The organism is Thermococcus sp., from assembly GCF_027023865.1.
In the GTDB taxonomy this organism is placed as follows: Archaea; Methanobacteriota_B; Thermococci; order Thermococcales; family Thermococcaceae; genus Thermococcus.
In genome coordinates this window covers 1-25,394 of record NZ_JALVUC010000021.1, presented here as the reverse complement: position 1 = coordinate 25,394, position 25,394 = coordinate 1, and the positions used below count along the sequence as shown (strand labels likewise).

Below are 25,394 nucleotides of genomic sequence, written 5' to 3'. Positions count from 1 at the left end.
GAACGGGTCAAAAGAAGACTGAGTAAGAAAGTTGCACGACGATGCAACAGGTGATTTTTGGGACCACAACCGTTTGTGCACAGACTAGTAGAATAGAAAAAGAAAACGACAAAACCTCACTTCAGGAACCCCGTCTTCTTCCCGAGGTCCTCAAAGGCATCGAGGACGTACTGCAGGTCCTCCTTACTGTGTGCTGCTGAAGGTTCGAGCCTTATCCTCGCGGTTCCGAGCGGGACGGTTGGATACACGATGGCCTGGGCGAAGATGTTGTACTCCTCGTACAAGCGCTTCGAGAACTCCTGGGCGCGCTTCTCGTCGTAGAGCATGACCGGCGTGATCGGGTGTTTGGTTCCGCCGAGGTCGTAGCCGAGTTCTCTCAACCCGTTCTGGAGGAAGTGCGTATTGTCCCAGAGCTTTTTGACAAGCGCGTCGCTCCTCTGAAGTATCTCGACGGCTGCTATTGCCGCGGCAACGTCCGGCGGGTTCGGGGCGCTTGAGAAGAGGAACGGCCTCGCCCTCTGGCGGAGGTAGTCTATCGCCTCCTCTGGGCCGGCAACGTAACCACCGATAACACCAAAGGCCTTGCTTAGGGTTCCCATCTCAAAATCAACCTTCTCATGGAGCTTGAAGTGGTCAACAATACCCCTTCCGCTGTCGCCTAAAACTCCTTCACCGTGGGCATCATCTATGTAAAGTATGGCGTCATACTGCTCGGCCAGCTCAGCCATCTCAGGAACCGGTGCGAGATCACCGTCCATCGAGAAGACACCATCGCTGACGATGACTTTCTTCTTCTTGTCCCTGTTCTCCTTGAGGCGCTTCTCAAGGTCTTCCGTGTCGAGGTGCTTGTATATAACTTTCGGCGCACCACTGAGGCGCATTGAATCTATGATGCTGGCGTGGTTCAGTTCCTCGCTGATAAAGACACCGTCGTCGCCTTTCTTAAGTAGGGCGCTTAGAGATCCGAGGTTGGCATTGTAGCCGCTCTGGAATAAGATTGCAGCCTCTCTCTTCTTGAATTTGGCCAGCTTCTCTTCAAGCTCCTCGTGCAGTTCCATGGTTCCGGCGATGGTCCTGACCGCCCCGGCACCTACTCCGTAGTCGAGAATAGCCCTGATGGCCGCGTACCTGATCTCGGGATGTGCCGCCAGGCCAAGGTAGTTGTTCGAGCACATGTTGAGAACTTTCTTGCCGTTCACCACCACCCACGGGCCCTGGGCGCTTTCAATCTTCCTTATGGTTACGTAGAGGCCCTTATCCTTAAGCTCCTGCAGTTCCTCCCTAATCCAGTCGAGCTTCGCCATGAGAACCACCGGTGTTTATTGGTCATTGGCGTATAAAAGTTTTGCACCGCCCGGTTCAGTGCAGTCTGATGACAAGTGCGATTAGGGTTAAGAGCGCAAGGGCAGTGCTCCCGCTGATGTTCAGCTCGTAGTCGTGCCTTGGATCTGGGTAGCGCTCCAGCAGGTGTACTTCGAAGCCCGTACCGCTCGGTCCACCTCGTGCGGTTATAGTTACTCCCCAGCCTTGTCTGCTTAGGGGATAAACAGGTGGTATTACGCCGGTGAAGAAGTCGAGGAAGAGATGACTGAGCCAGCCTAGAGAGAAGAGGAGTGCGTAGTGGTTTCCTGAGATGTAAGCGGGGGCAAAAACCGGGATGGCAACGAGGAGCGAATGGAGGTAGGAGCGATGTTCCCTCGTGAAGGCATCCAGATCAGGAAAGGTCGCCCCGATAATGAGGGCTAACGCTCCGCCCCATGCTGGGTCTTCTGAGAGGGCAAGGTAGACCAGTGTCGGTATTGAGGCGTGCTCAAAGGGGTCCATGGCAAAAGCCTTAAACTATGGTGCCTCAAAAAGCTTTAGGTGAAACCTTATGCCGGATGAAGTCCAGGAGGTTAAGATTCTCGAAAAGCCTTGGGTTGAGAAGTACCGCCCAGAGAGGCTTGATGATATAGTAGGCCAGGCTCACATCGTTAAGAGGCTCAAACACTACGCTAAAACAGGCTCGATGCCGCACCTTTTATTTGCAGGACCCCCTGGTACCGGAAAGACGACTAGTGCACTGGCCTTAGCTCGAGAACTTTTCGGAGAGAACTGGAGGCACAACTTCCTCGAGCTGAACGCCTCCATTTCAAAAGACACACCAATTCTTGTAAGGATCAACGGCAAAATAACCAGAACGACCTTCGCCGAGCTCGATAGGCTCTACTTTGACGAAAGAGACGGCGACGTCGCCTACAGAGACGCCCCAAACCTTGAGGTTCTCACGGTTGACGAGAACTACCGCGTGAGGTGGGTTAAGGTAAGCAAGATAATCCGCCACCGCGTCCCGGTTATACTGCGCGTTCACCTTGAGGGCGGAGGAAAGCTCGAACTGACGGGCAACCACTCCGTTATGATCTTCACCGAAAACGGTCTCAAAACTGTGAAAGCGAGCGAACTCAAAGAGGGTTCGATACTCCTGAGCTTCACGGCCAACCTTAAAGGCTTCCTCGACGTCCTCGACATGAGCGATTACAGGATTAAAGAGAGCGCGAGGACGAGAACTTTCGAGAAACTTCCTGTTGGTGAAGAGTTCTCCTACATGCTCGGACTTTACGCGGCGGAAGGAGCTGTTGGCTTCAGGGGCAACACCTCGGGACAGGTAATCTACACGCTCGGGAGCCACGAGGGTGAACTCATAGCCCGCGTTAGGGAGTTTGCCGATGGGTTAGGGTTAAGCGTTTACGAGAACTACACCTCCTCGGGCTTCGACCGCTCAAGGAAGAGCGCCTACCAAGTTAGGCTACTCAACACCCAGCTGGCCAGGTTCTTCGATGTGAACTTCTACGACGGTAACGGAAGGAAGGCTGGAAACAAGAGGATTCCCGGATTCGTCTTTGAATTCCCAATCCAAGAGAGGATAGCCTTCCTTAAGGGCCTCGCCGACGGCGACGGAACCGGTGAATGGGGCGGAGTCATCAGGGTTTCATCGGTCTCGAAGGACTTGCTAATTGACACCGTCTGGCTGGCGAGAATTTCCGGAATCGAGGCGAGCCTCTTTGATAGGGAGGCGAGACTGATCTGGAAAGGAGGAATGAAGTGGAGCAAGGCGGAGCTCCTCCCTGCCGAGCCTGTAGTCAAGATGTTCAAGGCAATTGAGCACGCCATAGAGGGCAACTGGCGCTACGAGCTGAGGCACCAGCTCTACGAGGGCAAGAAGCGCGTGAGGAAGGAGACGCTGAAGAAGGTTATCGGAATGATAAACGAGTCGAAGCTCGACTCGAAGGGCATGAAAATCCTTGAAACGCTCAGAAAGCTCGCCAGCACGGATCTCCACGCCCTGGTTGTCAGGAAAGTTGAACTCGTCGAGTACAACGACTTCGTCTACGACGTCAGCGTCCCAGGAAACGAGAAGTTCTTCGCCGGTGAGATACCTGTATTGCTCCACAACTCCGACGAAAGGGGCATAAACGTCATCCGCGAGAAGGTGAAGGAGTTCGCAAGGACGAAGCCTGTTGCCGGGGCCAGCTTCAAGATAATCTTCTTAGACGAGGCCGATGCCCTAACGCAGGACGCCCAGCAGGCACTGAGGAGAACCATGGAGATGTTCTCGAACAACGTGCGCTTCATCCTGAGCTGCAACTACTCATCGAAGATAATCGAACCTATCCAGTCAAGATGTGCCATCTTCCGCTTCAGGCCGCTGAACGACGATGATATAGCGGAGAGGATAAAGTACATCGCTGAGAACGAGGGGCTTGAGCTGACGGAGGAGGGATTGCAGGTGATACTCTACGTTGCCGAAGGCGACCTGAGACGCGCGATAAATGTCCTCCAGGCGGCCGCTGCTTTAGACACCGAGATTACAGACGAGAACGTCTTCCTCGTCGCCAGTAGAGCTCGCCCAGAGGACGTGCGTGGCATGATGGAGCTGGCCCTTGAAGGCAACTTCCTCAAGGCAAGGGACAAGCTGAGGGAGATTCTCCTCAAGCAGGGCCTCAGCGGGGAGGACGTGCTCATCCAGATGCACAAAGAGGTGTTTAACCTGCCGATTCCTGAGGATAAAAAGGTCGCTTTGGCCGACAAGATAGGCGAGTACAACTTCCGTCTCGTTGAAGGGGCCAACGAGATGATACAGCTTGAGGCGCTACTCGCTCAGTTCACCATAATGGGCAAGTGATGGTCATGCCGAGGGAGATGCCCTGGGTCGAGAAGTACAGGCCGAGACGGCTGGCCGAGATAGTCAATCAGACGAAGGCTATCGAGCAGGTTGAAGCATGGATAGAGATATGGCTGAGTGGTAAACCGCCGAAGAAGAAGGCACTAATCCTTGCCGGCCCTCCCGGAAGCGGGAAAACCACTACCGTCTATGCCCTGGTGAGAGAGTACGGCTTTGAGGTAATTGAGCTGAACGCGAGTGATGAGAGAACCTACGAGAAGATAGAGCGCTACGTTCAGGCCGCTTACACGATGGACATCCTTGGAAAACACAGAAAACTCATCTTCCTTGACGAGGCAGATAACATAGAACCGAGCGGGGCAAAGGAGATAGCGAAGCTCATCGAAAAAGCGAGGAACCCGATAATAATGGCCGCCAATCACTACTGGGAGGTCCCGAGGGAGATAAGGGCCAAGGCTCAGATAGTAGAGTACAAGCGCCCCACCCAGAGGGACATAATCAAGGCCCTGGTTAGGATACTCCACAGGGAAGGCGTCACCGTCCCCAAGGAGGTTCTCTATGACATTGCAAAACATGCGGGAGGGGACCTGAGGGCGGCTGTAAATGACCTCCAGACGGTCGTGACCGGAGGAGTTGAGGACGCCCACGAGGTTTTGGCCTACCGTGATATGGAGAAGAGCGTCTTTCAGGCGCTGGCGCAGGTCTTTGCCACAGACAACGCCAAGAAGGCGAAGATGGCCACCCTCGGCGTTGATATGTTCCCCCACGAGCTTCTCCAGTGGATAGAAGAGAACGTCCCCTACGTCTATTACAGGCCTGAGGACATAGCGCGTGCCTATGAAGCGATAAGCAGGGCCGACATCTACCTCGGAAGGGCGCAGAGGACCGGAGCGTATTCCCTGTGGAAGTACGCAACAGATATGATGACGGCAGGGGTTGCCGTTGCAGGCGTCAAGAAGAAGGGCTTCGTCAGGATATACCCGCCAAAGACGATTAAGCTACTCACCCAGAGCAAGACTGAAAGGAGTTTGAGAGACTCTGTGGTCAAGAAGATAATGAAGGAGATGCACATGGCCAAGCTCGAGGCCCTGGAAACCCTCAACTACCTCAGGGCCATCTTCGAGAACAACACTGACATGGCGGCTCACTTTGCCGTCTACCTTGACCTCGATTCGAAGGAAGTTGAGTTTATAGCAGGCGACGCTGAGAAGGCCAAGACGATATGGGCCAAGGGCATGAACATCGAGAAGAGGCTGAGGAGGGAGGGTGAGCTTGAGGCCAGGGTCAGGGAAGCCGGGAAAGGGCTCAAAGAGGTTGAGGCGGCCGCAGAGGAAGAGACGGAAGCTGAAGAAGAGATAAGCGAGGAGGAACTTGAGAAGGCCGAAAGGGAAATCGAGTCCGTCGGAAGGAAGTCAAAGAAAGCTGAGGAATCAAAGAAAAAGGGCAAACAGGCAACGCTGTTTGATTTCCTAAAGAAGTAAGAGCATATGTTTTGATCTTTATTCTTTGCAATATAAGTTTTTATATTCTGCAGAATATAGGCCGCCGAAACCTCTGGCTTGAAAATGGAACATCATTACCAGCTGGAAGTCCTACAAGGTGAAAACATAGGGATAGAGATTAAGTGCCTCCCACTGTGAAGGTTTTTTTGCTTGGATTGGGTCTCTAGTACTGACATTGCTTAAGGCATATCCCCATTTAATCCAACTAAAACTTTTGAAAGCGATTCAATGAACTCGTCTAACGGTACTAGACCCCTAGTTGAAAGATCGAATGTGTAATACTTGACATCAACGTTTGAGTAGAGCTTTCCTTTTTTAATGCCTGCAATCTGATGTTTAAATTCATGCAGATGCAACAATACCGTAATTGGCTCGACGACTATACGAACTTTTGCTCCAGGTTTGGCCCTTGCATATTCATCCAGTTTGTTTGTTATCTTCCTAAAGCTCTCTCCAAATAGTGTTTCGAATTCAAAATAAACCTCTTCTGGCCTGTACAAAACGTCTGGCCTTGGATAACTATCAGGCTCGGTCTCTATTATTGTCCTAACCTTATCCCATTCAACATCCTGTAAACGGGAAGATAGCTTCCCTTCTCTCTGGAGTCGTTTAATAAGTGTGTGAATTATGAAATATTTTGCCAAGACATGCTTGGTACTTTCATCATCTGAAGCTCTAACGGGGAAGAATGGTTCATATTTGTGCATAATCCGTTTTAGAGCTTTCAAGTACTGTTTCTCAGCTGTATTCACAATCCATGAGACTTTTGAACCCGGCATCAGGTCAGGGAGGGGCACGAAACCATAAATATGCTCTATAATTCTCAGTTTTTCCTCAAACGGCAGTTTTCTGGCAAGTATTTTGAAGATCTCAGGCTTTAATCCCAGTTTGTTCCAGTTTAACTCCTGGACAAGCTCATTGATTGCAGAGAAAGTATCATCGTCTTTGGTGTGAAACACGACTGTTCCATCCCCCTTCGAGAAAATTGCCCACAATCTGTCTGCTATGTCACCCTTTGTCAGTTTGTCAAGGATTTCCCTATTGACGACTTCAATGAATACGATACCGCCCTCGTCAAGCCACCTTTCAATTTCTTCTTTGTTCCAATCTTCACTGCTCAAAGTCAGCTTTTTGACCTTTCCTGTTTTTCCCTTTTCTCTCTGGAGCCTCAAAAGGAGCTTTTCAAAGAGGTGGATGTAACCCTCGTCTCTAACGTCTTTGAAAAGTATGATCGCAGCGTTAGGTTCTCTTAGTTCTTGACTGCTAACACCGAAGAGAGCTTTTATGAAGTCCTCTGTCTCTGTTTCAAGAATCCAGTTGCCACGGTCTGTTTCAGACAAACTTACGGCTTCAGTTTCTTGGATAATTTCAATGGGTTTAATCTCATGTTTCGGAACTGAAATTGGCTGAATGACCCTTTGAGTTTCCTTTTCTTGGATCATTGGGCGCTGTGAAATGTCGCTTAAAGGAGAGTTGGGATTAGGGCTGATATTTATCACTAGATCGAGGGTTTTGTCTTGAAAGACAAAAACTGGGAGTGGAGCCTTATCCTAGGGATTTTCATAAACCTTCTGGCTTTCTCTGTCATTGTAACATTGCTGTCCACAGATATCCTGTGAAATTCCAAAATAGGAGCGTTTATTCTGATGGTTGGTACCTGTGTTCTCTGCTTCTTCTTTTGGATAGAATACTCGGTATCCATTTTGATCAGGTCATACTCGATTGCTGGGACGGAGAGTAGCACTTTTGGAATGGTAGCTTTGTAAGGCTCGTTTACTTGCTCCGCTGATTTCTGAGGGTTGTCAATACCCTCAGGTGGCTCTTGTTGGGCTTTGCCCTCCTTTGGGGTGTGGTTCCTAAGCTTTTCTATCTTGGGTTCCTGTGTGGCATGTGTGGAGGGAGGAGAAGCCGTTTCATCTCGTCTTGTCCTTTCTTTTCGTTCTCTAGAGTATTTTGATTTTCTTTTAGTTTCGTCTCTCTGTTCATTCATCCCAACCACCAGACAGCATTCATTGGGATGTTTCCGTAGTATCTGAGGTATCCCTTGTGTTTTGGATGTCTGGAAATCTCCCCGTATCCCGTGAACAGGTACGGCCCAATCCTGTCAAGGAACTCAATAAGGGAAAGTTTTGTGTTTGATCTCATTGTTACCCACAGCCCGTCAATTTTCAAGTCATAGGTGTTCTTTGAATAAAACCACTCATTTCCGATGCGTAGCTCGTCTAAACTTCCCAGAGCCTCTTTCATGAATACTATGTAGCCTTTTGCTAAGTTCTCGGGATTCTTGGTTATGTATCTAAGTGCACTCTCGATGGGCTTTTGTTTATTACTGTTTCAAAGTTAAAGCGTCCCCAGAGTCCAAACTGCATCCAGTAAATGCTGTCTGCAATGCTATCCCTTGAGTGGCTCCAGATTGTGTAGTCTTTTTGGACATCTTCTTTTCCGGTTTCGGGAATAAAGATCTCTTCTAACCCCAAGAACCCCTTGATCTCGCCTAAATTCTCCTCAAGTTTGTGATAACCCTCTCTTAGGGCTCTCCAGTGTGTTCCCCTATTGCTGACAATAAAGAATGTGTAGTAGTTGTGATTTGCACTGAGAGAGATACTGAATCTGTAAAATTCCTTAAGGACGTCCAGTATTTTCTCCGGCTGTTTGATTATTTCGTCAGAAGGAGGGATCGAGATTTCGAGGGGATCAATATCGGCAAGTTCGAGCACGTGCCCGCTTAGCCGATTTAGACCGTTTATCAAACGAAGAAAAACGGAGTTCTCCTTTTTCTCTGCTTTAACCATGACTTCATTTAATCCCTCCTCTCCTAGGCTTGAGACAGCACTTGAGAATTCACGGGGATCCACACATAAATTCCGTAGATAAGCCGGTAAGTTTTGCAAGACTGTACTTAGAGTAATCCCCGTCCTTGATCCCGCCTGCGAGAAATGGCAGTAGTTCCCTTCTTGAATTTGCGATTACACCAAGGGAGCTACCAATATACGGGGCAAATTCGTCCCTAACTTCGAGGAGCGTAGTGGTTATTGAGTATAACGGTGCAACGTTTTGTTGAATATATTGTTTCCATTCTTTGACCTTCCAGTATTGGAATCCAGAAATGTTCTCATAATAGCCACACATTTCTGCCACCAACTCCTATTCCTCTCTTTGATATTTAGCTTTTTCGAGATTTGTTAAGAAGTGTAACTAAACGAGAACTTTGACAATAACAGCATGACAACCTGAATGAATACTATAGGTATACTTTCAATGCTAGGTATTTAAGGCCTAAAACTATGGATTAAACGCAAACACGCCTCACCCCAAAATCCTCACGTCCGCGCAGACCTTGAAGACGTGCGGCTTGAAGTCGCTGACCTTTTTTACCCTCACGTCGCACTCCTTCCCCTGCAGGGAGCACTCATCGATTATCCTCTCCCTGAACTCCTCGATATCCGCCTCGCCCACGAAGTTGTAGTAGTGGAGCCATCTCCCCGCTTTGCTCAGCGTTAAGGCCAGCGCATCAACGCCCCTCGGAGTTGGGCTCATGACGCGGTCATAGGTTGGAAGCTCCGGGAGAATCTCAAAGGCATCGCCGTGGATGAACTCTATCTCGCCCTTCAGCCTCTTCCTGTTGAGTTTGATGTTCTCAAGGCCGAGCTCGTAGGCTTCTCTGTTCAGCTCTACAGCGGTGATTTTTACATTCTTATAGCGCGCTATGACGAGTGCATACGGCAGAACGCCGGCGAAGGGGATTAGAATCCTCTCGCCGTCCCTCACGAGCCCTGCCAGACGGTATCTTTCCCCCTTCATCCTCGGGTTGAAGAAGGCCTTCGAGAGGTCAACCTTTATCTCGACGCCGTTTTCCCTGTGAACCGTTTCAAGCCTCTTCTCGCCCCAGATTATTGAGTACTCCCTTATCCTGAAGGCCCCCTCGTGGAAGCCCTTTCGGGCCACGACCCTGATGAACGGGTGGACTTTGCGGAGGCCCCACACGATGTCGTCCGCTCTGTGCTCCAGCACCTCTGGAATCTGGACTATCGCTATGTCGCCCACCACATCGTACCTCCTGAGGTATTTCAGCTCCTCCGGGGTTAGTCTCTCCGCTAAAACGCTCTCCAAGTTCCTGTAAATCTGTCTCTCTGGCCTTAAATGTAGCTCGGTTTCTAGAACTTCATAACCGAGCTTGTGAATCGTGGGGTCGTCGATGACCGGAAGGAGAACGAACTCACCTTCCCTCTTCGGCCTTCTCTTTCCGTCGTAGAGGTTCAACTTCTTCAGCTTCCTCTTTGCTAACTCCGCTTCCCTCTTTGGAACCCTCAGCGCTGGCATCCTCACTTCCCTCCTTCGTTTCCCTGGTGGGGGGGAGTGTACCGAAGAGCGTTCTCCCCTGAATCCTGTCGAGGAACCCGCTCACGTTTATTGGCTCAAGCTCTCTCTTGAATATTGCAAATTGGCTTGGCTCCATCACTTCGGGGGTTACGTAGAGGATGAAGTGGCCGTTCTCTATTATGGCGGTATCCCTCACAGAGAGGACGAACTTCGTGAGAGAGCGGGGGTCAACGTAGAATGAGATGTACTCCACTCCCTCCATGTAAACGACGCTGCCGGGATTTTCCCTCAAGAACTTGGTTATCCTGCCGTTGAGGACGTGGAGGCTGCTTGGGTTTACTGCTCCGGGGTGTTCAACACGGGTTAGCCATATGTACTCCGTCGGGGTGACCTCCATATTTTCGACCCACTTGTCTGGGTGCTCCCTTCCTACCGCCAGTATGGGAACCTTAAAGTACGTTGCCATGGTTCTGAGGAGCGTTTTAGCGTCCTTGGCAGAGGTTACCAGACCCACAGCGGGGAGTTCAATCTCTTTGGCAGGAACGTTTTTTCGTTTGACCTTTCTGTATCCTTCCAGCTTTTCGATGAGGCTGAGGGATGACCCTGCCAGCAGGAGGTAACCACCCATTATCGAGATGGCTTCAATAACCCACAGGGATGGGCTTATCATTATCACCAGGAGGATTCCGAGGCCACCCCCCACACCAAAGAGGAGAAAAGAGATCAACAGGGTTCTTGCAAAGCCCTTTACTGGCTCTTCATGTTTCCTGCAATTGTTAAAAGATTGGACTGCCCCGTATATTCCAATGAGTATGAACAGCGCCCCTGAGAAATACTGGGCGAAGCTTCCGGGGTTCACGGTTTCACCTTGTACCCCCTACGGTGGCCTCTTACAAAAACCTTTTGATGTCCTCACCGCCAGTACGGCTCACGCATGAGAACGGCCTTTCGGAAGATATCAGTTATCTCAGCGTCGTTTGCACCGCTTCTCATGGCCGTGACGAAGTCTATCAGGTCGTTCTTCCGGAGCAGACAGGTCTTGAACATCCCGTTGGAGGTCACCCTGAGACGGGTGCAGTTGGCGCAGAAGACCGTGTTGTGCATCGCCCTGACCACTTCAACCTCGGCAACGCCGTAGTCCGTTGGTATGAAGTACTTCTTCCGCCTGTGCATCCTCCTCTCACGCGTCTCTACCGCTCTCGCCTCAAGTTCCCTCTCAACGGGCTTGAGTGGGTAGAAGTACCTCCTGAAAAAGGCCGTCTCCGTCATCTCCCTCGGGGCCTCAAGCTCGATGAGCTGGAGTATCGTTCCGGTTCTGGCAGTGAAGTCCACCATGTCCCATATCTCACCTTCGTTCACGCCTTTCATAACCGTCATGTTGAGCTTGACTGGGCTGAGGTATTTAACTGCCTCTTCGATTCCTTCAAGAACGGCTTCCAACATGTCGACGCCCGTTATGCGTTTGTAAACGTCAGGTTTGAGGCTGTGGAGGGAGACATTAACCCTGTCCAGGCCCGCCCTGGCCAAAGGCTTCGCCAGCTCCTTAAGTTTGCTCCCGTTGGTCGTCATGCTCAGGTCGATCACGTGGGGCTTTATGCGCTTCACTATTTCCAGTATGTCCCCCCTAACGGTTGGCTCGCCGCCCGTCAGTTTAACCTTCCTTATCCCGAGGCGTGAGGCGATTCTAACGAGCCTCTCGATTTCATCGGGCGTCATCTCGTTCTGTGTGTTGAAGAGCTGGCCCTCCCTGTGGCAAAAGAAGCAGTGGTAGTTACAGTCCTGCGTGAGCGAGATCCTGAGGTTCGTTACTGGCCTTCCAAAGCGGTCGTAGAGCACCATGGGAACACCAGGTTCATTAACCTATTGACTTAAAAAAACGTTTTGGGTAAACTCTTCCATTTAACAGTTCCAATCGAAAACTAAAAGTAGGAGAAAGGTTAAGGCTCTCCCTAGGGGTGCCCATGAACGTTGAGGAGATTAAGGCCCGGCTTTCCCGTTTGGAATCGCTACACTCAGCTTTTGAGGATAAGTTCTCCATCCTCTACGGTGAGAACAATGGGGAGAAGCTGATCGAGACTCTGAGGGAGCTTTATGATACATCGCGTGAGAAGCTCGAGCTCTCATCGGCTCTCTACCGTGAGATGGTCGGTTCAACCTATGCAGAGGACCAGGCGAAGGAACTCTACCGCAACGAGCATCAGATGAAGTTTCGCATCGAGGAACTTCTTTCTCTCCTCTCAAAGGGGGACTACGACGCGAAGATGAAGCTCTTGACGGCTGTGGACAGGTTGGCACAGTTCCACCGCGTTTATGACTACGCCGTCAGGAAGGCGTTGAGTGAGCTGGCCAAGGAGGTCGAGAGGATGGAGCTTTTGGCCGGAGGCGAAAACCAGAAAAAGGTACCCGTTGGTATAATGGAGGAACTCCGGAAAATCAAGACGCTTGAGGAAGAGATTGAAACGCTCAAAGGATTCCTGTTCAGGCTTTACGCTCACCCTGGTGACGTTCACAAGGTTGAGGAGGCACTGAGAGACTGGCACTCCAGGGGTCTGCTCTGGGTCGAGGCGAGAAACGTTGAGAAGCTGAGCGGTGTCGAAAACGCCGGGGAGATACTCGAAGGACTCGCGCTCATAGGAGTGGTGGAAAAGAAGATGAGGGGTGGTGAAGGTGTCTACAGACACAGGAGTTACAGTTCGGGTTAGGGGCATATACAGCACGGCCCTGACGAAGCTCTTCCTCGACAGGGGTTTTGGCATCAGCCAGCCAAGCAACAGGATCGTCGAGAGGCTCGGGCTTGAGAAGACCTACGACGAGTTTGACGTCGACGTCTACGACAAGAAGGATCACCACGGTGTGGTTCTCGTCGGAACTAAGGTTGAGGAGGTTAAAAAGGTTCTAGAGGAGGAGTTCATCGACGTCTTCTTCAGGAAGCTCCCCTACCAGCTCTACGGTGTTTACAAGGGGATCGTCGTCCAGAGGGATGAGAAGTATGTTTACATAGACATCGGAAGCGCGATAGGCACGATACCCTTAAGGGACCTCCCGCGCGCGAGGGAAGGGGACGAACTTCTCGTCCAGGTCAAGAAGCACAACCTCTTGCCCCAGCTCAGCGTCACGCTTACGGTTCCCGGCGATTATGCCGTCCTGATTCCGAAGCCGGTCGGTGCCCAAAGGCACGTGAAGATATCCCGTAAGATAAGGGAGAACTCCGAGAGGGAGAGGCTGAGGATACTCGGGCTGAGCATAGACCTGGGTGACTGGGGGATCCTCTGGAGGACTGCTTCAGCTTACAAGGACTGGAACACCCTGAGAGATGAGATAATACGACTCTCTAGGCTTTCGGACAGGCTCGCTAAGGCGGACTCCTACACCGCCCCGTCGCTTATAATCGAGGGACGGAACATATACGAGGTCGAGTTTGGTGGGGGAACAAAGAAGAAGCTCGACGAGATAAGGAACAAAGCCGTTCCGACGATAGAGGGTCACCATCAGCTTAAGGCCTATGACCTGGAGTTCAGCTTCGCGGTCGAGATTGCAGAGGGCATACTGGCCAAGGTGCCCGGTCAGCGGGCGAAGGTCAACCAAGGTTTTTGGGAGGCTCTGATAGCGAACAAGGGGCCGAAAAAAGGCTGGCTCTTCAGGCTGGAGCACTACAAGCCGGACGGCCAGCTCATAAAGATAGGCCCCGGCGAGATCCAGGAGGTCTCGATGAACCCGTTGAAGGTTACCTTCAAGCGCCACCTCAAGCCGGGCAAGTTCTACGACGGCCTCGACATCCCGATAGAGTTTGGAGACTACGTCATCACGGAGATTGAAGAGGGTAAGTGGTGGTTTGTTCACCGCTACTATGACAAGAACGGCAATCTCAAGGGCGAGTACTATAACATCAACACACCCGTAGAGATCTATCCGGACAGGGCCAGATACATAGACCTTGAAGTAGACATCGTGAAGTGGTCGGACGGCAAGAAGGAGATAATCGACAAGGAGAAGTTGACGGAGCACTACGAGGAGGGTGTCATTGGCGAGAAGCTCTACAGGGCCGTCCTGAGGATAGTCCAGGAGGTCTATGAGAGGGTTTAGGGCAGGGTTTTGATGCCCAGCTTCTCAGCATCTTTTTTCAGTCTTTTATTGTAGGTCGCTAGCCTTTTGAAGTCCTCGGCAGTTGCTAGGATTATCATGTCGTTGAAGCGCTTTGGATTCTTGGTCAGCTCCAGCGCGCGTTTTGTGTACTTCCCGCTATCACCGATTACCTTCGCCCTTGGGCTGTTAAGTATTGAGGAGACCACCTTTATTATGTCTTCCTTGCTGTAGTCCTCCTCCCTGAAAAACCGGTAGAGCTCGTAGAGAACCATACTGGGGACGATCCACCTTTCCAGTGATGCAAGGAGGTTTCTCGCTTCCGAGTTGAACTCCGAATCCCTTAGGGTGGCGTATATGAAGACGTTGGTGTCTATTACCGTCACTCCTCCTCACCCTGGCCCCTTCTTATTGCCTCCTCGATGTCCTCGACTTGCAGCCCCTTTCCCCCGGGCAGTAGGGGGAGTTCAAGGTCGCTCTTTTTGATCACGGCCTTCCCTTCTTCGATCTCGACGACGAGAACGTCCCCCACTTTAATTCCCAGCTTCTTCCTAATATCGCTTGGAATAGTAATTTGATAGTTCCTAGTTACCTTTGTGACTCCCATAGTCTCACCGGATATAGTAGGGCACTGGAGTGTAAAAACGTTGCGGTGGAAACCCTTTAATATTTTCCGTGTTCTCTATCCTTCTTCACCTCATGAATGTTGACCTCTCGATCAATCCAAAGCTCTTGGGCGATGACTTGACCCTCGAGAAGGTTAAATACGACGACAAGGACTGCGTGGCGATAAACAAGACGACAAAGCTCTGCGGAATCCCGCCGGAGGTATGGGAGTACACCATAGGCGGCTACCGCGTCATCGAGAAGTACCTCAAGGGTAGAAAGGGGAGGAAGCTAAGCCTCGATGAGCTTGAGCACATCTACAGGGTCATTGAAATCCTGAGGAGGACGATTGAACTCATTAAGGAGCTTGAGGCAATAGAGCCGGGATTATATTCCGCCAAATATTACAAAATTAGTAATGTACTTGGCGGGTAATATTTAGAGGTTTTCTTTTCTGTTTTCTTGCTTGGTTTCGATGGCTTCCTCTATCCCCTTCTTCGTTATCCTAAAGAAGATCATCCCTCCCTCGGGCTTGAAGCGGTGCCTTTCAAGAACTGCAACCCTCAATCCCGGAGTTGAGAGCTTCTCCAGCCTGAGGATGTCCTTCGTCCTGTAGTTGAATGTGTGCTCCGCGACGGGCTTCATCCTTCCGGCTCTGCTGTCGAAGTGCACCTGGTTGATTACTAAGACGGGAACCTCGTTCCTCCTAGCTATCCAGAGTAGAACCTGGAGCTGTTTGGCCAGCTCTTTTGTGAGATTCCTCCTCTGCTCCTCTGCTCTGTAATGGGCCGTTAGGGAGTCCACAATGACGAGGGAAAACGTCTTATCAACCACCTTCTTGAGCGAGCCTATGACGCGTCTCTGCTCCTTGAAGTCCCCAGGGGCAAAGAGGATGAAACGCTGAAGGGCCTCCTCGGAATTTAGCCCCCTCATCTCTGCCATCTGGCTCAGCCTCTCCGGGGAGAAGCCGCCTTCGGTATCGACGTAGGCAACCTTCATTCCACTCAGAAGGCCGATTTGAATCGCCAGAGTTGTTTTCCCGGTTGCGAAGCTCCCGTATACCTGGGTCAGCACACCTTCGGCAATTCCCCCACCGAGAAGCTCGTCGAGTGATTTTATCCCGGTTGAAAGCATCCCCTTCACCGCTAAAGGATCAGCTCCTCATAGAGTTCTAGGGGTTTGACGAGGGTCCAGATGCGCTTCTTCTGGAGTTCCTCCCTGAGCTTCTCGGGATCTCCATCGCCGTAGGTCCCGTAGTGCATCGGGATGACTAGATGGGGTCTTACGTCCTCGACTATCTGTGCTGCCTCGCGTTCGTTTGCCGTCGAGCGACCGCTTATGGGCACGAGGAGGACGTCAACCTTTCCGCGGAGCTTCTGGAGGTGCGGCGTTGAGTAGGTGTCCCCCGCGTGGAAGAGACTCTTGTCCCCCTCTATGAGGTAGCCAACTGGGTACTGGCTTGAGGGGTGCTCCATGTACATCGCGGTGACTTTAACACCGTTCTCAAGCTCTATCATCTGTCCCTCTCGTATCTCCCTGACTTTGGTTACTCCGTCACTTATTGCCATCATGTAAACGGTTGGGGGCCCTATGACGGTTGCGTCTCTGAGACGGGAGAGGAGTTCAACCTTCCCGTAGTGGTCGACGTGCTCGTGGGTTATTAGAATGTAATCCACCTCACCTATCTTGTCGTCATCAACCTCCGGATACGGGTCGATGAGCAGTCTCACGCCATTGGTCTCGACCCAGAAGCATGAGTGTCCATACCATATCACCTTCATCTCTCACCACCGTCAACTCCTTCGGTGAGGTGAACTTAAAGTTTTCCCGGCATGTTTTATAAGGTCGTTTCCAAATTTAACCGGTGAGACGATGGGACGTACTGGGTACAGCAGGTTTTTCATCCCGCCCGTTTCTATCCCAGTGCTCCTGTTGATTCTGCTCTTCCTGTTGTTGGTCTTCACGCTTTTCTCGGGGGTTGTTCTGGCTGCTTTTGTTAAACTGGGAATTCTCCCAGGGGTTGCATACACCCTCTTCATCCTCGCATTTATCGGGAGCTTCATCAACATTCCTGTAGTCGAGGAGAGAACATATGAGCCTGTGCTCACGATCAGAGAGGTCAGATTTATGGGCATCCCGTATCCAGTGCCGTCGTTTGGTTGGGCTGAGAGAAAGGTTGTCGTGGCGGTCAACGTTGGTGGGACACTCGTCCCGGTCGGAATAGCCCTCTATGAAATACTCAGGATGCTCTATCTTGGCCAGTTTACGCTCCTCCTAAACACCCTCTTTGCAGTCATCATAGCAGCGCTCTTCAGCAACGCTGTGGCAAAGCCAGTTCGTGGGCTTGGAATAGCCATGCCGATGTTCTTTCCTCCTCTGATTGCAGTCATCCTCGGCTGGCTCCTCGGCGGAATCAACCCCCCGGCTGTCGCTTATATAAGCGGAACCCTGGGTGTTCTCATTGGTGCAGATTTGATGAACTGGGGCAAGATTAAGAATCTCGGGGCGCCGATGGTTAGTATAGGTGGTGCCGGAACCTTCGACGGGGTCTTCCTCGCCGGGGTAATTGCCGTTCTTCTGGTATAACGTTGGGTTTATAAACCGGGGAATGGACATTTCGATGTCTACGGGGTGATGCTCATGTTCGTTGTGGGGAGCGGTGCTAGACACCTTGGGGATGAGATGAAGAGGTTTAGCGGGGATATCCTTGAGGTTGAGATCATGAAGTTCCCGGACGGTGAAAAATACGTCCGCGTTCTCGGTTCTGCCGATGAAGCAACTGTCGTGCAGTCAACTTTTAAACCACAGGACGAGCACCTTATTGAGCTCCTCCTTCTCGGTGATGCCCTCAGGGAGCGGGGTGCTAAGAGACTTCGGGCCGTGGTTCCATACCTTGCTTACTCCCGACAGGACAGGGTGACCAAGGAGGGAGAGTCGATAAGCGTTAGGGCCGTCATGAAGACCATTGGGCTCTACTACGACGAACTCTACGTCTTTGACCTTCATAATCCAGAGACGCTGAAGTTCTTCCCTGGCAGGGCTGTCAACGTTTCTCCTGCGAGGGCGATAGCGGGCTATTTCAAGGAGAAGCTCGGAGATGGTATCGTTCTCGCCCCAGACGAGGGTGCTAGGGAGAGAGCGAAAGCGGTTGCAGAGAGGCTTGGCCTTGAGTTCAGCCACTTTGAGAAGGAGAGAATCTCTCCGACTGAGGTCAGAATGAGGCCCGTTGATGTGAACGTCACTGGAAAGAACGTTCTCATAGTGGACGACATCATAAGCACTGGTGGCACGATGGTAAAGGCTGCAACCCTGCTGAAGGAGATGGGGGCTGGGAAGGTCTTTGTAGTTGCAACCCACGGCGTTTTCGCTGAGGGTGCGATAGAGAGGGTTAGCAAGGCAGTGGATGAGCTTGCGGTTACGAACACGATCCCAACGCCGGTTTCGAGGATAAGCGTGGTACCGGATATACTGAGTCTTTAGTACTCCTCCCTTTTTCAATACTGCTGGTAGTGCTTCATCGGGACGAGGGGTTTCCTTCATGATATACTCTGTAAAAGTTTTTACCATTTTTATGTCTAAAATCGTGTGTTTTATCGGAGACTTTTAACAGTTTCTTTTCCAAAAATCTGCCCATGGAGTGGTTTTGCAAAAAATTTATATCAGTGGGGTTCATCCCCATTGGGTGGAGCGCCCGAACAGGGCGCGACAAAAACCCGAGCGCCAAGACGGCGGCGTCGGGGGGACAGGGTGCAAAGCACCCACGATGAACCTCGCCCTCCAGCTCGGGTTACAGCAACGTGCGCTCCTGAGGAAACTCTGGAAGGAGGGTCCCTCAGGGGTAAGGCAGGCCCGACACCTTGACCAAACCCCGGACGGATATTTGGTACTTCCCCTTTGAGGGAAGTCCCACCGGCCGTACTCCTTGCTCAATTCCGGTTGATCCTGCCGGAGGCCACTGCTATGGGGGTCCGACTAAGCCATGCGAGTCACGGGGTCCCTTCGGGGACACCGGCGGACGGCTCAGTAACACGTCGGTAACCTACCCTCGGGAGGGGGATAACCCCGGGAAACTGGGGCTAATCCCCCATAGGCCTGAGGTACTGGAAGGTTCTCAGGCCGAAAGGGGCTCTGCTCGCCCGAGGATGGGCCGGCGGCCGATTAGGTAGTTGGTGGGGCAATGGCCCACCAAGCCGAAGATCGGTACGGGCCATGAGAGTGGGAGCCCGGAGATGGACACTGAGACACGGGTCCAGGCCCTACGGGGCGCAGCAGGCGCGAAACCTCCGCAATGCGGGAAACCGCGACGGGGGGACCCCCAGTGCCGTGGCATCGCCACGGCTTTTCCGGAGTGTAAAGAGCTCCGGGAATAAGGGCTGGGCAAGGCCGGTGGCAGCCGCCGCGGTAATACCGGCGGCCCGAGTGGTGGCCGCTATTATTGGGCCTAAAGCGTCCGTAGCCGGGCCAGTAAGTCCCTGGCGAAATCCCACGGCTCAACCGTGGGGCTTGCTGGGGATACTGCTGGCCTTGGGACCGGGAGAGGCGGAGGGTACTCCTGGGGTAGGGGTGAAATCCTATAATCCCAGGAGGACCGCCAGTGGCGAAGGCGCTCCGCTGGAACGGGTCCGACGGTGAGGGACGAAGGCCAGGGGAGCAAACCGGATTAGATACCCGGGTAGTCCTGGCTGTAAAGGATGCGGGCTAGGTGTCGGGTGAGCTTCGAGCTCGCCCGGTGCCGAAGGGAAGCCGTTAAGCCCGCCGCCTGGGGAGTACGGCCGCAAGGCTGAAACTTAAAGGAATTGGCGGGGGAGCACTACAAGGGGTGGAGCGTGCGGTTTAATTGGATTCAACGCCGGGAACCTCACCGGGGGCGACGGCAGGATGAAGGCCAGGCTGAAGGTCTTGCCGGACACGCCGAGAGGAGGTGCATGGCCGCCGTCAGCTCGTACCGTGAGGCGTCCACTTAAGTGTGGTAACGAGCGAGACCCGCGCCCCCAGTTGCCAGTCCTCCCCGCTGGGGAGGAGGCACTCTGGGGGGACCGCCGGCGATAAGCCGGAGGAAGGAGCGGGCGACGGTAGGTCAGTATGCCCCGAAACCCCCGGGCTACACGCGCGCTACAATGAGCGGGACAATGGGAACCGACCCCGGAAGGGGAAGGGAATCCCCTAAACCCGCTCCCAGTTCGGATTGCGGGCTGCAACTCGCCCGCATGAAGCTGGAATCCCTAGTACCCGCGTGTCATCATCGCGCGGCGAATACGTCCCTGCTCCTTGCACACACCGCCCGTCACTCCACCCGAGCGGGGTCTGGATGAGGCCTGGTCTCCCTTCGGGGAGGCCGGGTCGAGTCTGGGCTCCGTGAGGGGGGAGAAGTCGTAACAAGGTAGCCGTAGGGGAACCTACGGCTCGATCACCTCCTATCGCCGGAAAATCCGTCTGGGGGGTTTAAGGGGTGTCGGGCCTGCCCTTATGGGCCGGTAGCTCAGCCTGGGAGAGCGTCGGCTTTGCAAGCCGAAGGCCCCGGGTTCGAATCCCGGCCGGTCCACCACGAAAAAGTGCACATCCCAAGCCACGCTTGGGGTGGAAGGGTCCGAGACCTCGAACAGGGGTCACGATGAGGACCGTGCACAGGTTGATCGACCCAAAAAATGCCCAGCCCCCTTAGTAGGGGGCAGATAACCTAAGCCGTCTGGTGGATGGCTCGGCTCGGGGCGCCGACGAAGGGCGTGGCAAGCTGCGATAAGCCCCGGCGAGGCGCAGGCAGCCTACGAACCGGGGATTCCCGAATGGGACCTCCCGCGGCTCTTGCCGCACTCCCAGTCGGGAGGGGGAACGCGGGGAACTGAAACATCTCAGTACCCGCAGGAAAAGAAAGCAAAAGCGATGCCGTTAGTAGGGGCGACCGAAAGCGGCACAGGGCAAACTGAACCCTTTGGGGAAACCCAAGGGGGATGTGGTGTAGTAGGGCCCCCGAAAGACCCTCCCTGGTGAAGTCGAAATCCGCTGGAACGCGGTGCCGTAGAGGGTGAAAGCCCCGTAGACGTAAGCCTGGTGGGTCTTGGGGTGTCCCTGAGTACCGTCGGTTGGATATCCGGCGGGAAGCTGGGAGGCATCGGCTCCCAACCCTAAATACGTCCCGAGACCGATAGCGAACTAGTACCGTGAGGGAAAGCTGAAAAGCACCCTTGGCGGGGGGTGAAAAGAGCCCGAAACCAGGCGGCGATAGGTGGGTGCGGCTCAAAAGGGTAGACCCTCCCCGAAGGAAACACGGGCGACCGTGGAGTACGAGGGGAGGCGACCAGGGTCGCACCGTCCGTCTTGGATCACGGGGCAGGGAGTTCATCCGAGCGGCGAGGTTAAGGGGATCAACCCCGAAGCCGCAGGGAAACCGACAGGTCCGCAGGCGTAAGCTGAGGGACGGGGTGTGAAAGTGCCCGGAGTCGCTCGGATGAGACCCGAAGCCGGTCGATCTAGCCCGGGGCAGGGTGAAGTCCCTCAACCGAGGGATGGAGGCCCGATAGGGGTGCTGACGTGCAATTCGCTCCCGTGACCTCGGGCTAGGGGTGAAAGGCCAATCGAGGCCGGCGATAGCTGGTTCCCGCCGAATTATCCCTCAGGATAGCCCGGCTGGAGGTAGGTGGTGGGGTAGAGCACTGATTGGGAGTTTAGGGGGCGAAAGCCCCCGGCTCCCTGTCAAACTCCGAACCCACTGCCGCCGTAGAAGGCCGGAGTAGGGTGGCGGTGTAAGCCGTCAACCGAGAGGGGAACAACCCAAACCGGGGTTAAGGCCCCTAAATGCCGGCTAAGTGTTACTCCAAAGGGTGTCCCTGGCCTTAGACAGCGGGGAGGTAGGCTTAGAAGCAGCCATCCTTTAAAGAGTGCGTAACAGCTCACCCGTCGAGGTCAGGGGCCCCGAAAATGGACGGGGCTAAAGCCGGCTGCCGAGACCCCGGCGCACGGACCGATTGGTCCGTGATCGGGTAGGCGGGCGTGCCGGTGGGATGGAAGCCGGGCTGTAAGGTCCGGTGGACCCGTCGGTATTGTGGATCCTGCCGGGAGTAGCAGCATAGCCGGGTGAGAATCCCGGCCGCCGAAGGGGCTAGGGTTCCACGGCAATGTTCGTCAGCCGTGGGTTAGTCGGTCCTAAGCGGGTCCGTAACTCGGCGCCCGTGAAAGGGAAACGGGTTTATATTCCCGTACCACGGTGGTAGGTGCGGCAACGCAAGCCCAGAGGGTGACGCCTCGGGGTAGGCGGACCGGCTCATAAGGCCGGCTAAGCGTATAAGTCCGGGGAGTGCCGTAATGGCGAGAACCGGATGAAAGCGTGATGGGCCTCCCGTAAGGGGGGTTTCGCCGATCCCTGGGGCCCGTGAAAAGCCTTCTGGGAACGATCCACCGTGACCGTACCGAGAACCAACACTGGTGCCCCTGGGTGAGAAGCCTAAGGCGTGTCGGGGGGAACCCAGCCGAGGGAACTCGGCAAATTGGCCCCGTAACTTCGGGAAAAGGGGTGCCTGCGGGTGTGTAACCCGCAGGTCGCAGTGACTAGGGGGACCCGACTGTTTAGTAAAAACACAGGTCCCAGCTAGCCCGAAAGGGTTTGTACTGGGGCCGACGCCTGCCCAGTGCCGGTATGTGAAGCCCGGGTCCAACCGGGTGAAGCACCGGTAAACGGCGGGGGTAACTATAACCCTCTTAAGGTAGCGAAATTCCTTGTCGGTTAAATGCCGACCTGCATGAATGGCGTAACGAGGTCCCCACTGTCCCCGGCTGGGGCCCGGCGAAACCACTTCCAGGCGCATATGCCTGGGACCTCCGGTGGGAAGCGAAGACCCCATGGAGCTTTACTGCAGCCTGCCGTTGCCATACGGCGGGGGGTGCGCAGCGTAGGCGGGAGGCGTCGAAGCCCGTCCTCCGGGGCGGGTGGAGCCGTCCATGAGACACCGCCCACCCTCTGCCGTATGGCTAACCCCCAACGGGGGGACAGCGGTAGGTGGGCAGTTTGGCTGGGGCGGCACACCCTCGAAAAAGTATCGAGGGTGCCCTAAGGTCGGCTCAGGCGGGTCAGGAATCCGCCGTAGAGTGCAAGGGCAAAAGCCGGCCTGACTGGACCCGTAACAGAGGCGGGTCCAGCCGCGAAAGCGTGGCCTAGCGAACCCCTGAGCCTCCCCGGTGGGGGCCAGGGATGACAGAAAAGCTACCCTGGGGATAACAGAGTCGTCTCGGGCGAGAGCCCATATCGACCCCGAGGCTTGCTACCTCGCTGTCGGCTCTTCCCATCCTGGTCCTGCAGCAGGGGCCAAGGGTGGGGGTGTTCACCCATTAAAGGGGAACGTGAGCTGGGTTTAGACCGTCGTGAGACAGGTCGGATGCTATCTACCGGAGGTGCTGGTCGCCTGAGGGGAAGGCTCCCCCAGTACGAGAGGAACAGGGAGCCGCGGCCTCTGGTCTACCGGTCCTCCTACAGGGGGTCGCCGGGCAGCTACGCCGCAGCCGATAAGGCCTGAAAGCATCTAAGGCCGAAGCGGCCCTCGAAAATAGGCGGCCATTCCTGGGCGCAGGGGGTCGGGTGACCGGTCCTTTGCCTGGGACGAGGGCTCGGGAAGAAGACCCGTTTGATGGGGCGGGGATGTAAGCGGGAAGGGAAACCGACCCGTTCAGTCTGCCGCTCCCAACAGCCCGAGGTTTCTGTCCCTGAAAGGGGGGCTGGGCATTTGATAGGTCAATCAACCTGTGCACGGTCCTGCCTTTAAACCTCACTTGTTCAGTATCATCCTGCTTGCATCTTCTAAAGCAGTCAAACATGGTAATCATGATGTTTTTCGTGCCGCAACCGTTAAAATAAGGTTAGCGGAGCTTTTCTTGTGATCAGTTCGCGTCCGCGGGTTCCTTGAGTGGGCTAGCTGGCGCTTCATCTTGATATGAGATTGAGATGGAACTCCCTGAGGTTGAGTTTGCCCACATATGGGTCGATGTAAAGTCTTTTGAAGAACTGAGAGGACTCATTGAAAGATGGGGTGATCGCGATGGAACTGCTGGTCGTTAAAGATAAGTGCATCGATTATGACGGCTCGGCCATTCAAAGCCACTGGGCCTACAGGAACTTCGGAATCCTCGGGAATTCGATCGTTGTTTTCCGCGGGGGGTGCGACGTTAATGTCGAGGAGATGATAGACATCGAGGACCTGCGCCAGAACAAGGAGATAAAGAGCGACGACATGGTACACTACATCGTCGAGGTCTTTGACTTTCCCAATGTCCTCCTCGCTTCAGCTTTGCAGAAGCTCTTCATAGCAAGGCTCTGCGAAGTTCTCGGTGAATATGGCGTTAAAACCTCCAGGAAGGGCGACGACATCTATGTGCACGGCAGGAAGCTCAGCATCTCGATAGCAACGGTCTCTCCGGTCAGCGTCAAGATGCACATTGGGATAAACGTCGAGATCAAGGGGATCCCTGAGGGTGTCGATGCCATCGGCCTCAAGGAACTCGGCATCATTGACATCGAAGGCTTCATGGAGAAGACAGGAAAAGCTCTAGTTGAGGAATTCATCAAGGTGAAGAAGGACAGTATGAAGGTTAGGTGGGCTCAGTAGAAGAGGAAAAGCAAACCCCCGACGAGCGGAACGGCTATAAAGATGTGATGAAGTAGCCTAAGCTCCTCGTCCAGTGTTTTCTGAGCTTCACATTGAAGTCGTGTCTTACAAGAGCTGGAAGATACCAAAGATAAATGCAGCAGTTCTGAAGGCCCACACTGGAGTAAGCTCCCAGTAGAACATCAAAAACGCCGAAACTATGCTGAAGTGGATTATCTTTATGTTCGCACATGTTCTTTCAGGCTAGCTTTTTCGTGAAGCCTACCACGACTAGAGGATGCATAAAGCAGCTATTACACCCGCCGTCTTGACCGTGCCGAGCATTGATTCCACCAAAAATGAAAGGGGAGCTAGGGTTAATGTACCTTCACCCAAAGGTACCCGTGACTTTATAGAGTGCGTTCACGAAGTCCTCCGCGTGGGCGACAATGTACCAGTCGTCGGTTCTCGTGAGCTCCCCGCGCGATTTCCCAACCAGCTCACCGTAGAGCCCCTGGATCTTCACCAGGGGTTCGGTGGTTGAAAGCTTCAGCGTTATCTCGCTCGGCTTACCTTTCTCCCAGACCCTTCCTACCTTCAGGCCGGCTTTTGTCTCTTTCCCCTTCTAAGGCCGAGCTTGAGGTAGTAGAGCCTCTCCTCCGGAATGCCATTCTCCTCGGCCTTCTTGTGGAGGTATTCGTCCGCCAGGGTAAGCCCGTGCAGGCCGAGAGCGTAGCCGAAGACTAGAATGCTAAGGTCTTTTCTGGTCCCACCTTGTAGGAGTAGACCTCGGTTCTTTTCCCTGCTCCTCTGGAAGCGAGATAGATACCGTTCGTCTCATTCCTCATGAAGTCGCCTAGGAAATCCATCAGCGTTTCGTAGAACGAGAACGGTATTGAGAAACTCGCTCACGTCCTCCATATCCTCTGCGGAACCGAGACGAAGCCCACCTCCTCAAGGTGGTATTCAAGGGGTTTCAGCCTCAGTACTAGAAAGCCCTTCTCCCTGACTTCCTCCCCGCCGTGAATGGCGAGGGTTCGAGTTAACCCCTCGCTAAGGGTGGTTCGGTTTACGGGCCCATCACCTACTCCCGTTGCCGGTTTCGGTTCAGCCCGAAGGCCCGGTCTTGGGCCCGTTACCCCTACCGGCCAAAGC

Annotated in this window: 23 protein-coding genes, 1 tRNA gene, 2 rRNA genes and 1 pseudogene; 11 read left to right on the top strand and 16 right to left on the bottom strand. The window is 53.7% G+C overall.

Annotated elements, in window-relative coordinates; all coding sequences use genetic code 11:
- Window positions 1-116: 116 nt before the first annotated feature.
- Window positions 117-1,304: a glycine C-acetyltransferase gene (locus MV421_RS08725; RefSeq protein WP_297420847.1), complete on the bottom strand. Its 1,188-nt coding sequence runs from the start codon at window positions 1,302-1,304 to the stop codon at window positions 117-119.
- Between the two features lie 55 nt (window positions 1,305-1,359).
- Entirely contained in the window at window positions 1,360-1,824 is a 465-nt protein-coding gene (locus tag MV421_RS08720) for a metal-dependent hydrolase (RefSeq protein WP_297518219.1), read from the bottom strand.
- Between the two features lie 49 nt (window positions 1,825-1,873).
- Between MV421_RS08720 and MV421_RS08715 the strand changes: the two genes are divergently transcribed.
- Together MV421_RS08715 and MV421_RS08710 are read left to right on the top strand one after the other, a co-directional pair.
- Window positions 1,874-4,162, top strand: a complete 2,289-nt coding sequence (locus MV421_RS08715; protein ID WP_297420829.1) for a replication factor C small subunit — start codon at window positions 1,874-1,876, stop codon at window positions 4,160-4,162.
- Between the two features lie 5 nt (window positions 4,163-4,167).
- Window positions 4,168-5,643 carry a replication factor C large subunit gene (locus MV421_RS08710; protein ID WP_297420850.1) on the top strand — a complete coding sequence of 492 codons (1,476 nt, stop codon included), beginning with the start codon at window positions 4,168-4,170 and terminating at the stop codon, window positions 5,641-5,643.
- Between the two features lie 200 nt (window positions 5,644-5,843).
- Here MV421_RS08710 and MV421_RS08705 read toward each other — a convergent pair whose 3' ends face one another.
- The 8 genes from MV421_RS08705 to moaA form a co-directional block, all read right to left on the bottom strand.
- Window positions 5,844-7,106: a hypothetical protein gene (locus MV421_RS08705; protein ID WP_297420831.1), complete on the bottom strand. Its 1,263-nt coding sequence runs from the start codon at window positions 7,104-7,106 to the stop codon at window positions 5,844-5,846.
- Between the two features lie 56 nt (window positions 7,107-7,162).
- The gene (locus MV421_RS08700; RefSeq protein WP_297420833.1) at window positions 7,163-7,654 is read right to left on the bottom strand and encodes a hypothetical protein; all 492 of its coding nucleotides are present in this window, start codon (window positions 7,652-7,654) and stop codon (window positions 7,163-7,165) included.
- Window positions 7,651-7,911, bottom strand: a complete 261-nt coding sequence (locus MV421_RS08695) for a hypothetical protein (RefSeq protein ID WP_297420835.1) — start codon at window positions 7,909-7,911, stop codon at window positions 7,651-7,653. The genes MV421_RS08700 and MV421_RS08695 overlap by 4 nt, the downstream gene beginning before the upstream one ends.
- 41 nt (window positions 7,912-7,952) lie before the next feature.
- A complete protein-coding gene (locus tag MV421_RS08690) occupies window positions 7,953-8,519 on the bottom strand; it encodes a hypothetical protein (protein ID WP_297420837.1) in 567 nt (188 codons plus the stop codon).
- Window positions 8,506-8,802 (bottom strand): hypothetical protein, encoded by a 297-nt coding sequence (locus MV421_RS08685; RefSeq protein WP_297420839.1) that lies wholly within the window; start codon window positions 8,800-8,802, stop codon window positions 8,506-8,508. Before MV421_RS08685 ends, MV421_RS08690 begins: the two co-directional genes overlap by 14 nt.
- A gap of 168 nt (window positions 8,803-8,970) precedes the next feature.
- Window positions 8,971-9,984 (bottom strand): class I SAM-dependent methyltransferase family protein, encoded by a 1,014-nt coding sequence (locus MV421_RS08680; protein ID WP_297420841.1) that lies wholly within the window; start codon window positions 9,982-9,984, stop codon window positions 8,971-8,973.
- The gene (locus tag MV421_RS08675; RefSeq protein WP_297420843.1) at window positions 9,881-10,843 is read right to left on the bottom strand and encodes a DUF835 domain-containing protein; all 963 of its coding nucleotides are present in this window, start codon (window positions 10,841-10,843) and stop codon (window positions 9,881-9,883) included. Before MV421_RS08675 ends, MV421_RS08680 begins: the two co-directional genes overlap by 104 nt.
- A 53-nt stretch (window positions 10,844-10,896) precedes the next feature.
- Entirely contained in the window at window positions 10,897-11,820 is a 924-nt protein-coding gene (gene moaA / locus MV421_RS08670; protein WP_297420852.1) for a GTP 3',8-cyclase MoaA, read from the bottom strand.
- Window positions 11,821-11,945: 125 nt separating this feature from the next.
- Here moaA and MV421_RS08665 point away from each other — a divergent pair, with 125 nt between their 5' ends.
- Window positions 11,946-12,686 (top strand): hypothetical protein, encoded by a 741-nt coding sequence (locus MV421_RS08665; protein WP_297420845.1) that lies wholly within the window; start codon window positions 11,946-11,948, stop codon window positions 12,684-12,686.
- On the top strand, window positions 12,652-14,067 hold the full coding sequence (locus MV421_RS08660) for a DUF402 domain-containing protein (protein WP_297503241.1): 1,416 nt from the start codon (window positions 12,652-12,654) through the stop codon (window positions 14,065-14,067). Before MV421_RS08665 ends, MV421_RS08660 begins: the two co-directional genes overlap by 35 nt.
- On the opposite strand, the gene MV421_RS08655 is transcribed toward MV421_RS08660, so the two are convergent.
- Both MV421_RS08655 and MV421_RS08650 read right to left on the bottom strand, forming a co-directional pair.
- Window positions 14,064-14,450 (bottom strand): PIN domain-containing protein, encoded by a 387-nt coding sequence (locus tag MV421_RS08655; protein ID WP_297417389.1) that lies wholly within the window; start codon window positions 14,448-14,450, stop codon window positions 14,064-14,066. The genes MV421_RS08660 and MV421_RS08655 overlap by 4 nt on opposite strands.
- Window positions 14,447-14,671 carry an AbrB/MazE/SpoVT family DNA-binding domain-containing protein gene (locus MV421_RS08650; protein ID WP_297417392.1) on the bottom strand — a complete coding sequence of 75 codons (225 nt, stop codon included), beginning with the start codon at window positions 14,669-14,671 and terminating at the stop codon, window positions 14,447-14,449. The genes MV421_RS08655 and MV421_RS08650 overlap by 4 nt, the downstream gene beginning before the upstream one ends.
- A gap of 68 nt (window positions 14,672-14,739) precedes the next feature.
- Between MV421_RS08650 and MV421_RS08645 the strand changes: the two genes are divergently transcribed.
- On the top strand, window positions 14,740-15,105 hold the full coding sequence (locus MV421_RS08645) for a type ISP restriction/modification enzyme (RefSeq protein ID WP_297417396.1): 366 nt from the start codon (window positions 14,740-14,742) through the stop codon (window positions 15,103-15,105).
- Between the two features lie 3 nt (window positions 15,106-15,108).
- Here the strand turns inward: MV421_RS08645 and radB are convergent, their stop codons facing one another.
- Window positions 15,109-15,804, bottom strand: a complete 696-nt coding sequence (gene radB / locus MV421_RS08640) for a DNA repair and recombination protein RadB (RefSeq protein WP_297417399.1) — start codon at window positions 15,802-15,804, stop codon at window positions 15,109-15,111.
- Window positions 15,805-15,815: 11 nt separating this feature from the next.
- The gene (locus MV421_RS08635; RefSeq protein WP_297503233.1) at window positions 15,816-16,451 is read right to left on the bottom strand and encodes an MBL fold metallo-hydrolase; all 636 of its coding nucleotides are present in this window, start codon (window positions 16,449-16,451) and stop codon (window positions 15,816-15,818) included.
- A 91-nt stretch (window positions 16,452-16,542) separates the two neighbouring features.
- On the opposite strand from MV421_RS08635, the gene MV421_RS08630 reads away from it, so the two are divergent.
- The 6 genes from MV421_RS08630 (at window position 16,543) to MV421_RS08605 (ending at window position 24,260) form a co-directional block, all read left to right on the top strand.
- The gene (locus MV421_RS08630; protein ID WP_297503235.1) at window positions 16,543-17,256 is read left to right on the top strand and encodes a DUF1614 domain-containing protein; all 714 of its coding nucleotides are present in this window, start codon (window positions 16,543-16,545) and stop codon (window positions 17,254-17,256) included.
- A 54-nt stretch (window positions 17,257-17,310) separates the two neighbouring features.
- Window positions 17,311-18,150 (top strand): ribose-phosphate diphosphokinase, encoded by an 840-nt coding sequence (locus MV421_RS08625; RefSeq protein ID WP_297503243.1) that lies wholly within the window; start codon window positions 17,311-17,313, stop codon window positions 18,148-18,150.
- A gap of 449 nt (window positions 18,151-18,599) precedes the next feature.
- Window positions 18,600-20,086 (top strand): 16S ribosomal RNA (locus tag MV421_RS08620).
- A gap of 52 nt (window positions 20,087-20,138) precedes the next feature.
- A tRNA-Ala gene (locus MV421_RS08615) sits at window positions 20,139-20,215 on the top strand.
- Window positions 20,216-20,335: 120 nt separating this feature from the next.
- Window positions 20,336-23,362, top strand: a 23S ribosomal RNA gene (locus tag MV421_RS08610).
- Together the 16S and 23S rRNA genes with 1 tRNA gene alongside form the textbook arrangement of a ribosomal RNA operon.
- A gap of 331 nt (window positions 23,363-23,693) precedes the next feature.
- Complete coding sequence (locus MV421_RS08605; protein WP_297418817.1) at window positions 23,694-24,260, top strand: DUF366 family protein; 567 nt, start codon at window positions 23,694-23,696, stop codon at window positions 24,258-24,260.
- A gap of 367 nt (window positions 24,261-24,627) precedes the next feature.
- Here MV421_RS08605 and MV421_RS11080 read toward each other — a convergent pair whose 3' ends face one another.
- Window positions 24,628-24,765 carry a hypothetical protein gene (locus tag MV421_RS11080; protein WP_366938834.1) on the bottom strand — a complete coding sequence of 46 codons (138 nt, stop codon included), beginning with the start codon at window positions 24,763-24,765 and terminating at the stop codon, window positions 24,628-24,630.
- 382 nt (window positions 24,766-25,147) lie between these two features.
- Window positions 25,148-25,394 (bottom strand): annotated as a pseudogene (locus MV421_RS11075) (hypothetical protein); the annotation flags it as partial.

Excerpts from the sequence above, each read along its gene's own strand:
- radB (WP_297417399.1), bottom strand. The coding sequence starts at position 15,804 with ATGCTTTCAACCGGGATAAAATCACTCGACGAGCTTCTCGGTGGGGGA.
- MV421_RS08625 (WP_297503243.1), top strand. The coding sequence starts at position 17,311 with ATGTTCGTTGTGGGGAGCGGTGCTAGACACCTTGGGGATGAGATGAAG.
- MV421_RS08725 (WP_297420847.1), bottom strand. The coding sequence starts at position 1,304 with ATGGCGAAGCTCGACTGGATTAGGGAGGAACTGCAGGAGCTTAAGGAT.
- MV421_RS08720 (WP_297518219.1), bottom strand. The coding sequence starts at position 1,824 with ATGGACCCCTTTGAGCACGCCTCAATACCGACACTGGTCTACCTTGCC.
- MV421_RS08695 (WP_297420835.1), bottom strand. The coding sequence starts at position 7,911 with ATGAAAGAGGCTCTGGGAAGTTTAGACGAGCTACGCATCGGAAATGAG.
- MV421_RS08635 (WP_297503233.1), bottom strand. The coding sequence starts at position 16,451 with ATGAAGGTGATATGGTATGGACACTCATGCTTCTGGGTCGAGACCAAT.
- MV421_RS08630 (WP_297503235.1), top strand. The coding sequence starts at position 16,543 with ATGGGACGTACTGGGTACAGCAGGTTTTTCATCCCGCCCGTTTCTATC.
- MV421_RS08605 (WP_297418817.1), top strand. The coding sequence starts at position 23,694 with ATGGAACTGCTGGTCGTTAAAGATAAGTGCATCGATTATGACGGCTCG.
- MV421_RS08665 (WP_297420845.1), top strand. The coding sequence starts at position 11,946 with ATGAACGTTGAGGAGATTAAGGCCCGGCTTTCCCGTTTGGAATCGCTA.
- MV421_RS08715 (WP_297420829.1), top strand. The coding sequence starts at position 1,874 with ATGCCGGATGAAGTCCAGGAGGTTAAGATTCTCGAAAAGCCTTGGGTT.
- MV421_RS08710 (WP_297420850.1), top strand. The coding sequence starts at position 4,168 with ATGCCGAGGGAGATGCCCTGGGTCGAGAAGTACAGGCCGAGACGGCTG.
- MV421_RS08700 (WP_297420833.1), bottom strand. The coding sequence starts at position 7,654 with ATGAATGAACAGAGAGACGAAACTAAAAGAAAATCAAAATACTCTAGA.
- MV421_RS08650 (WP_297417392.1), bottom strand. The coding sequence starts at position 14,671 with ATGGGAGTCACAAAGGTAACTAGGAACTATCAAATTACTATTCCAAGC.
- MV421_RS08705 (WP_297420831.1), bottom strand. The coding sequence starts at position 7,106 with ATGATCCAAGAAAAGGAAACTCAAAGGGTCATTCAGCCAATTTCAGTT.
- MV421_RS08680 (WP_297420841.1), bottom strand. The coding sequence starts at position 9,984 with ATGCCAGCGCTGAGGGTTCCAAAGAGGGAAGCGGAGTTAGCAAAGAGG.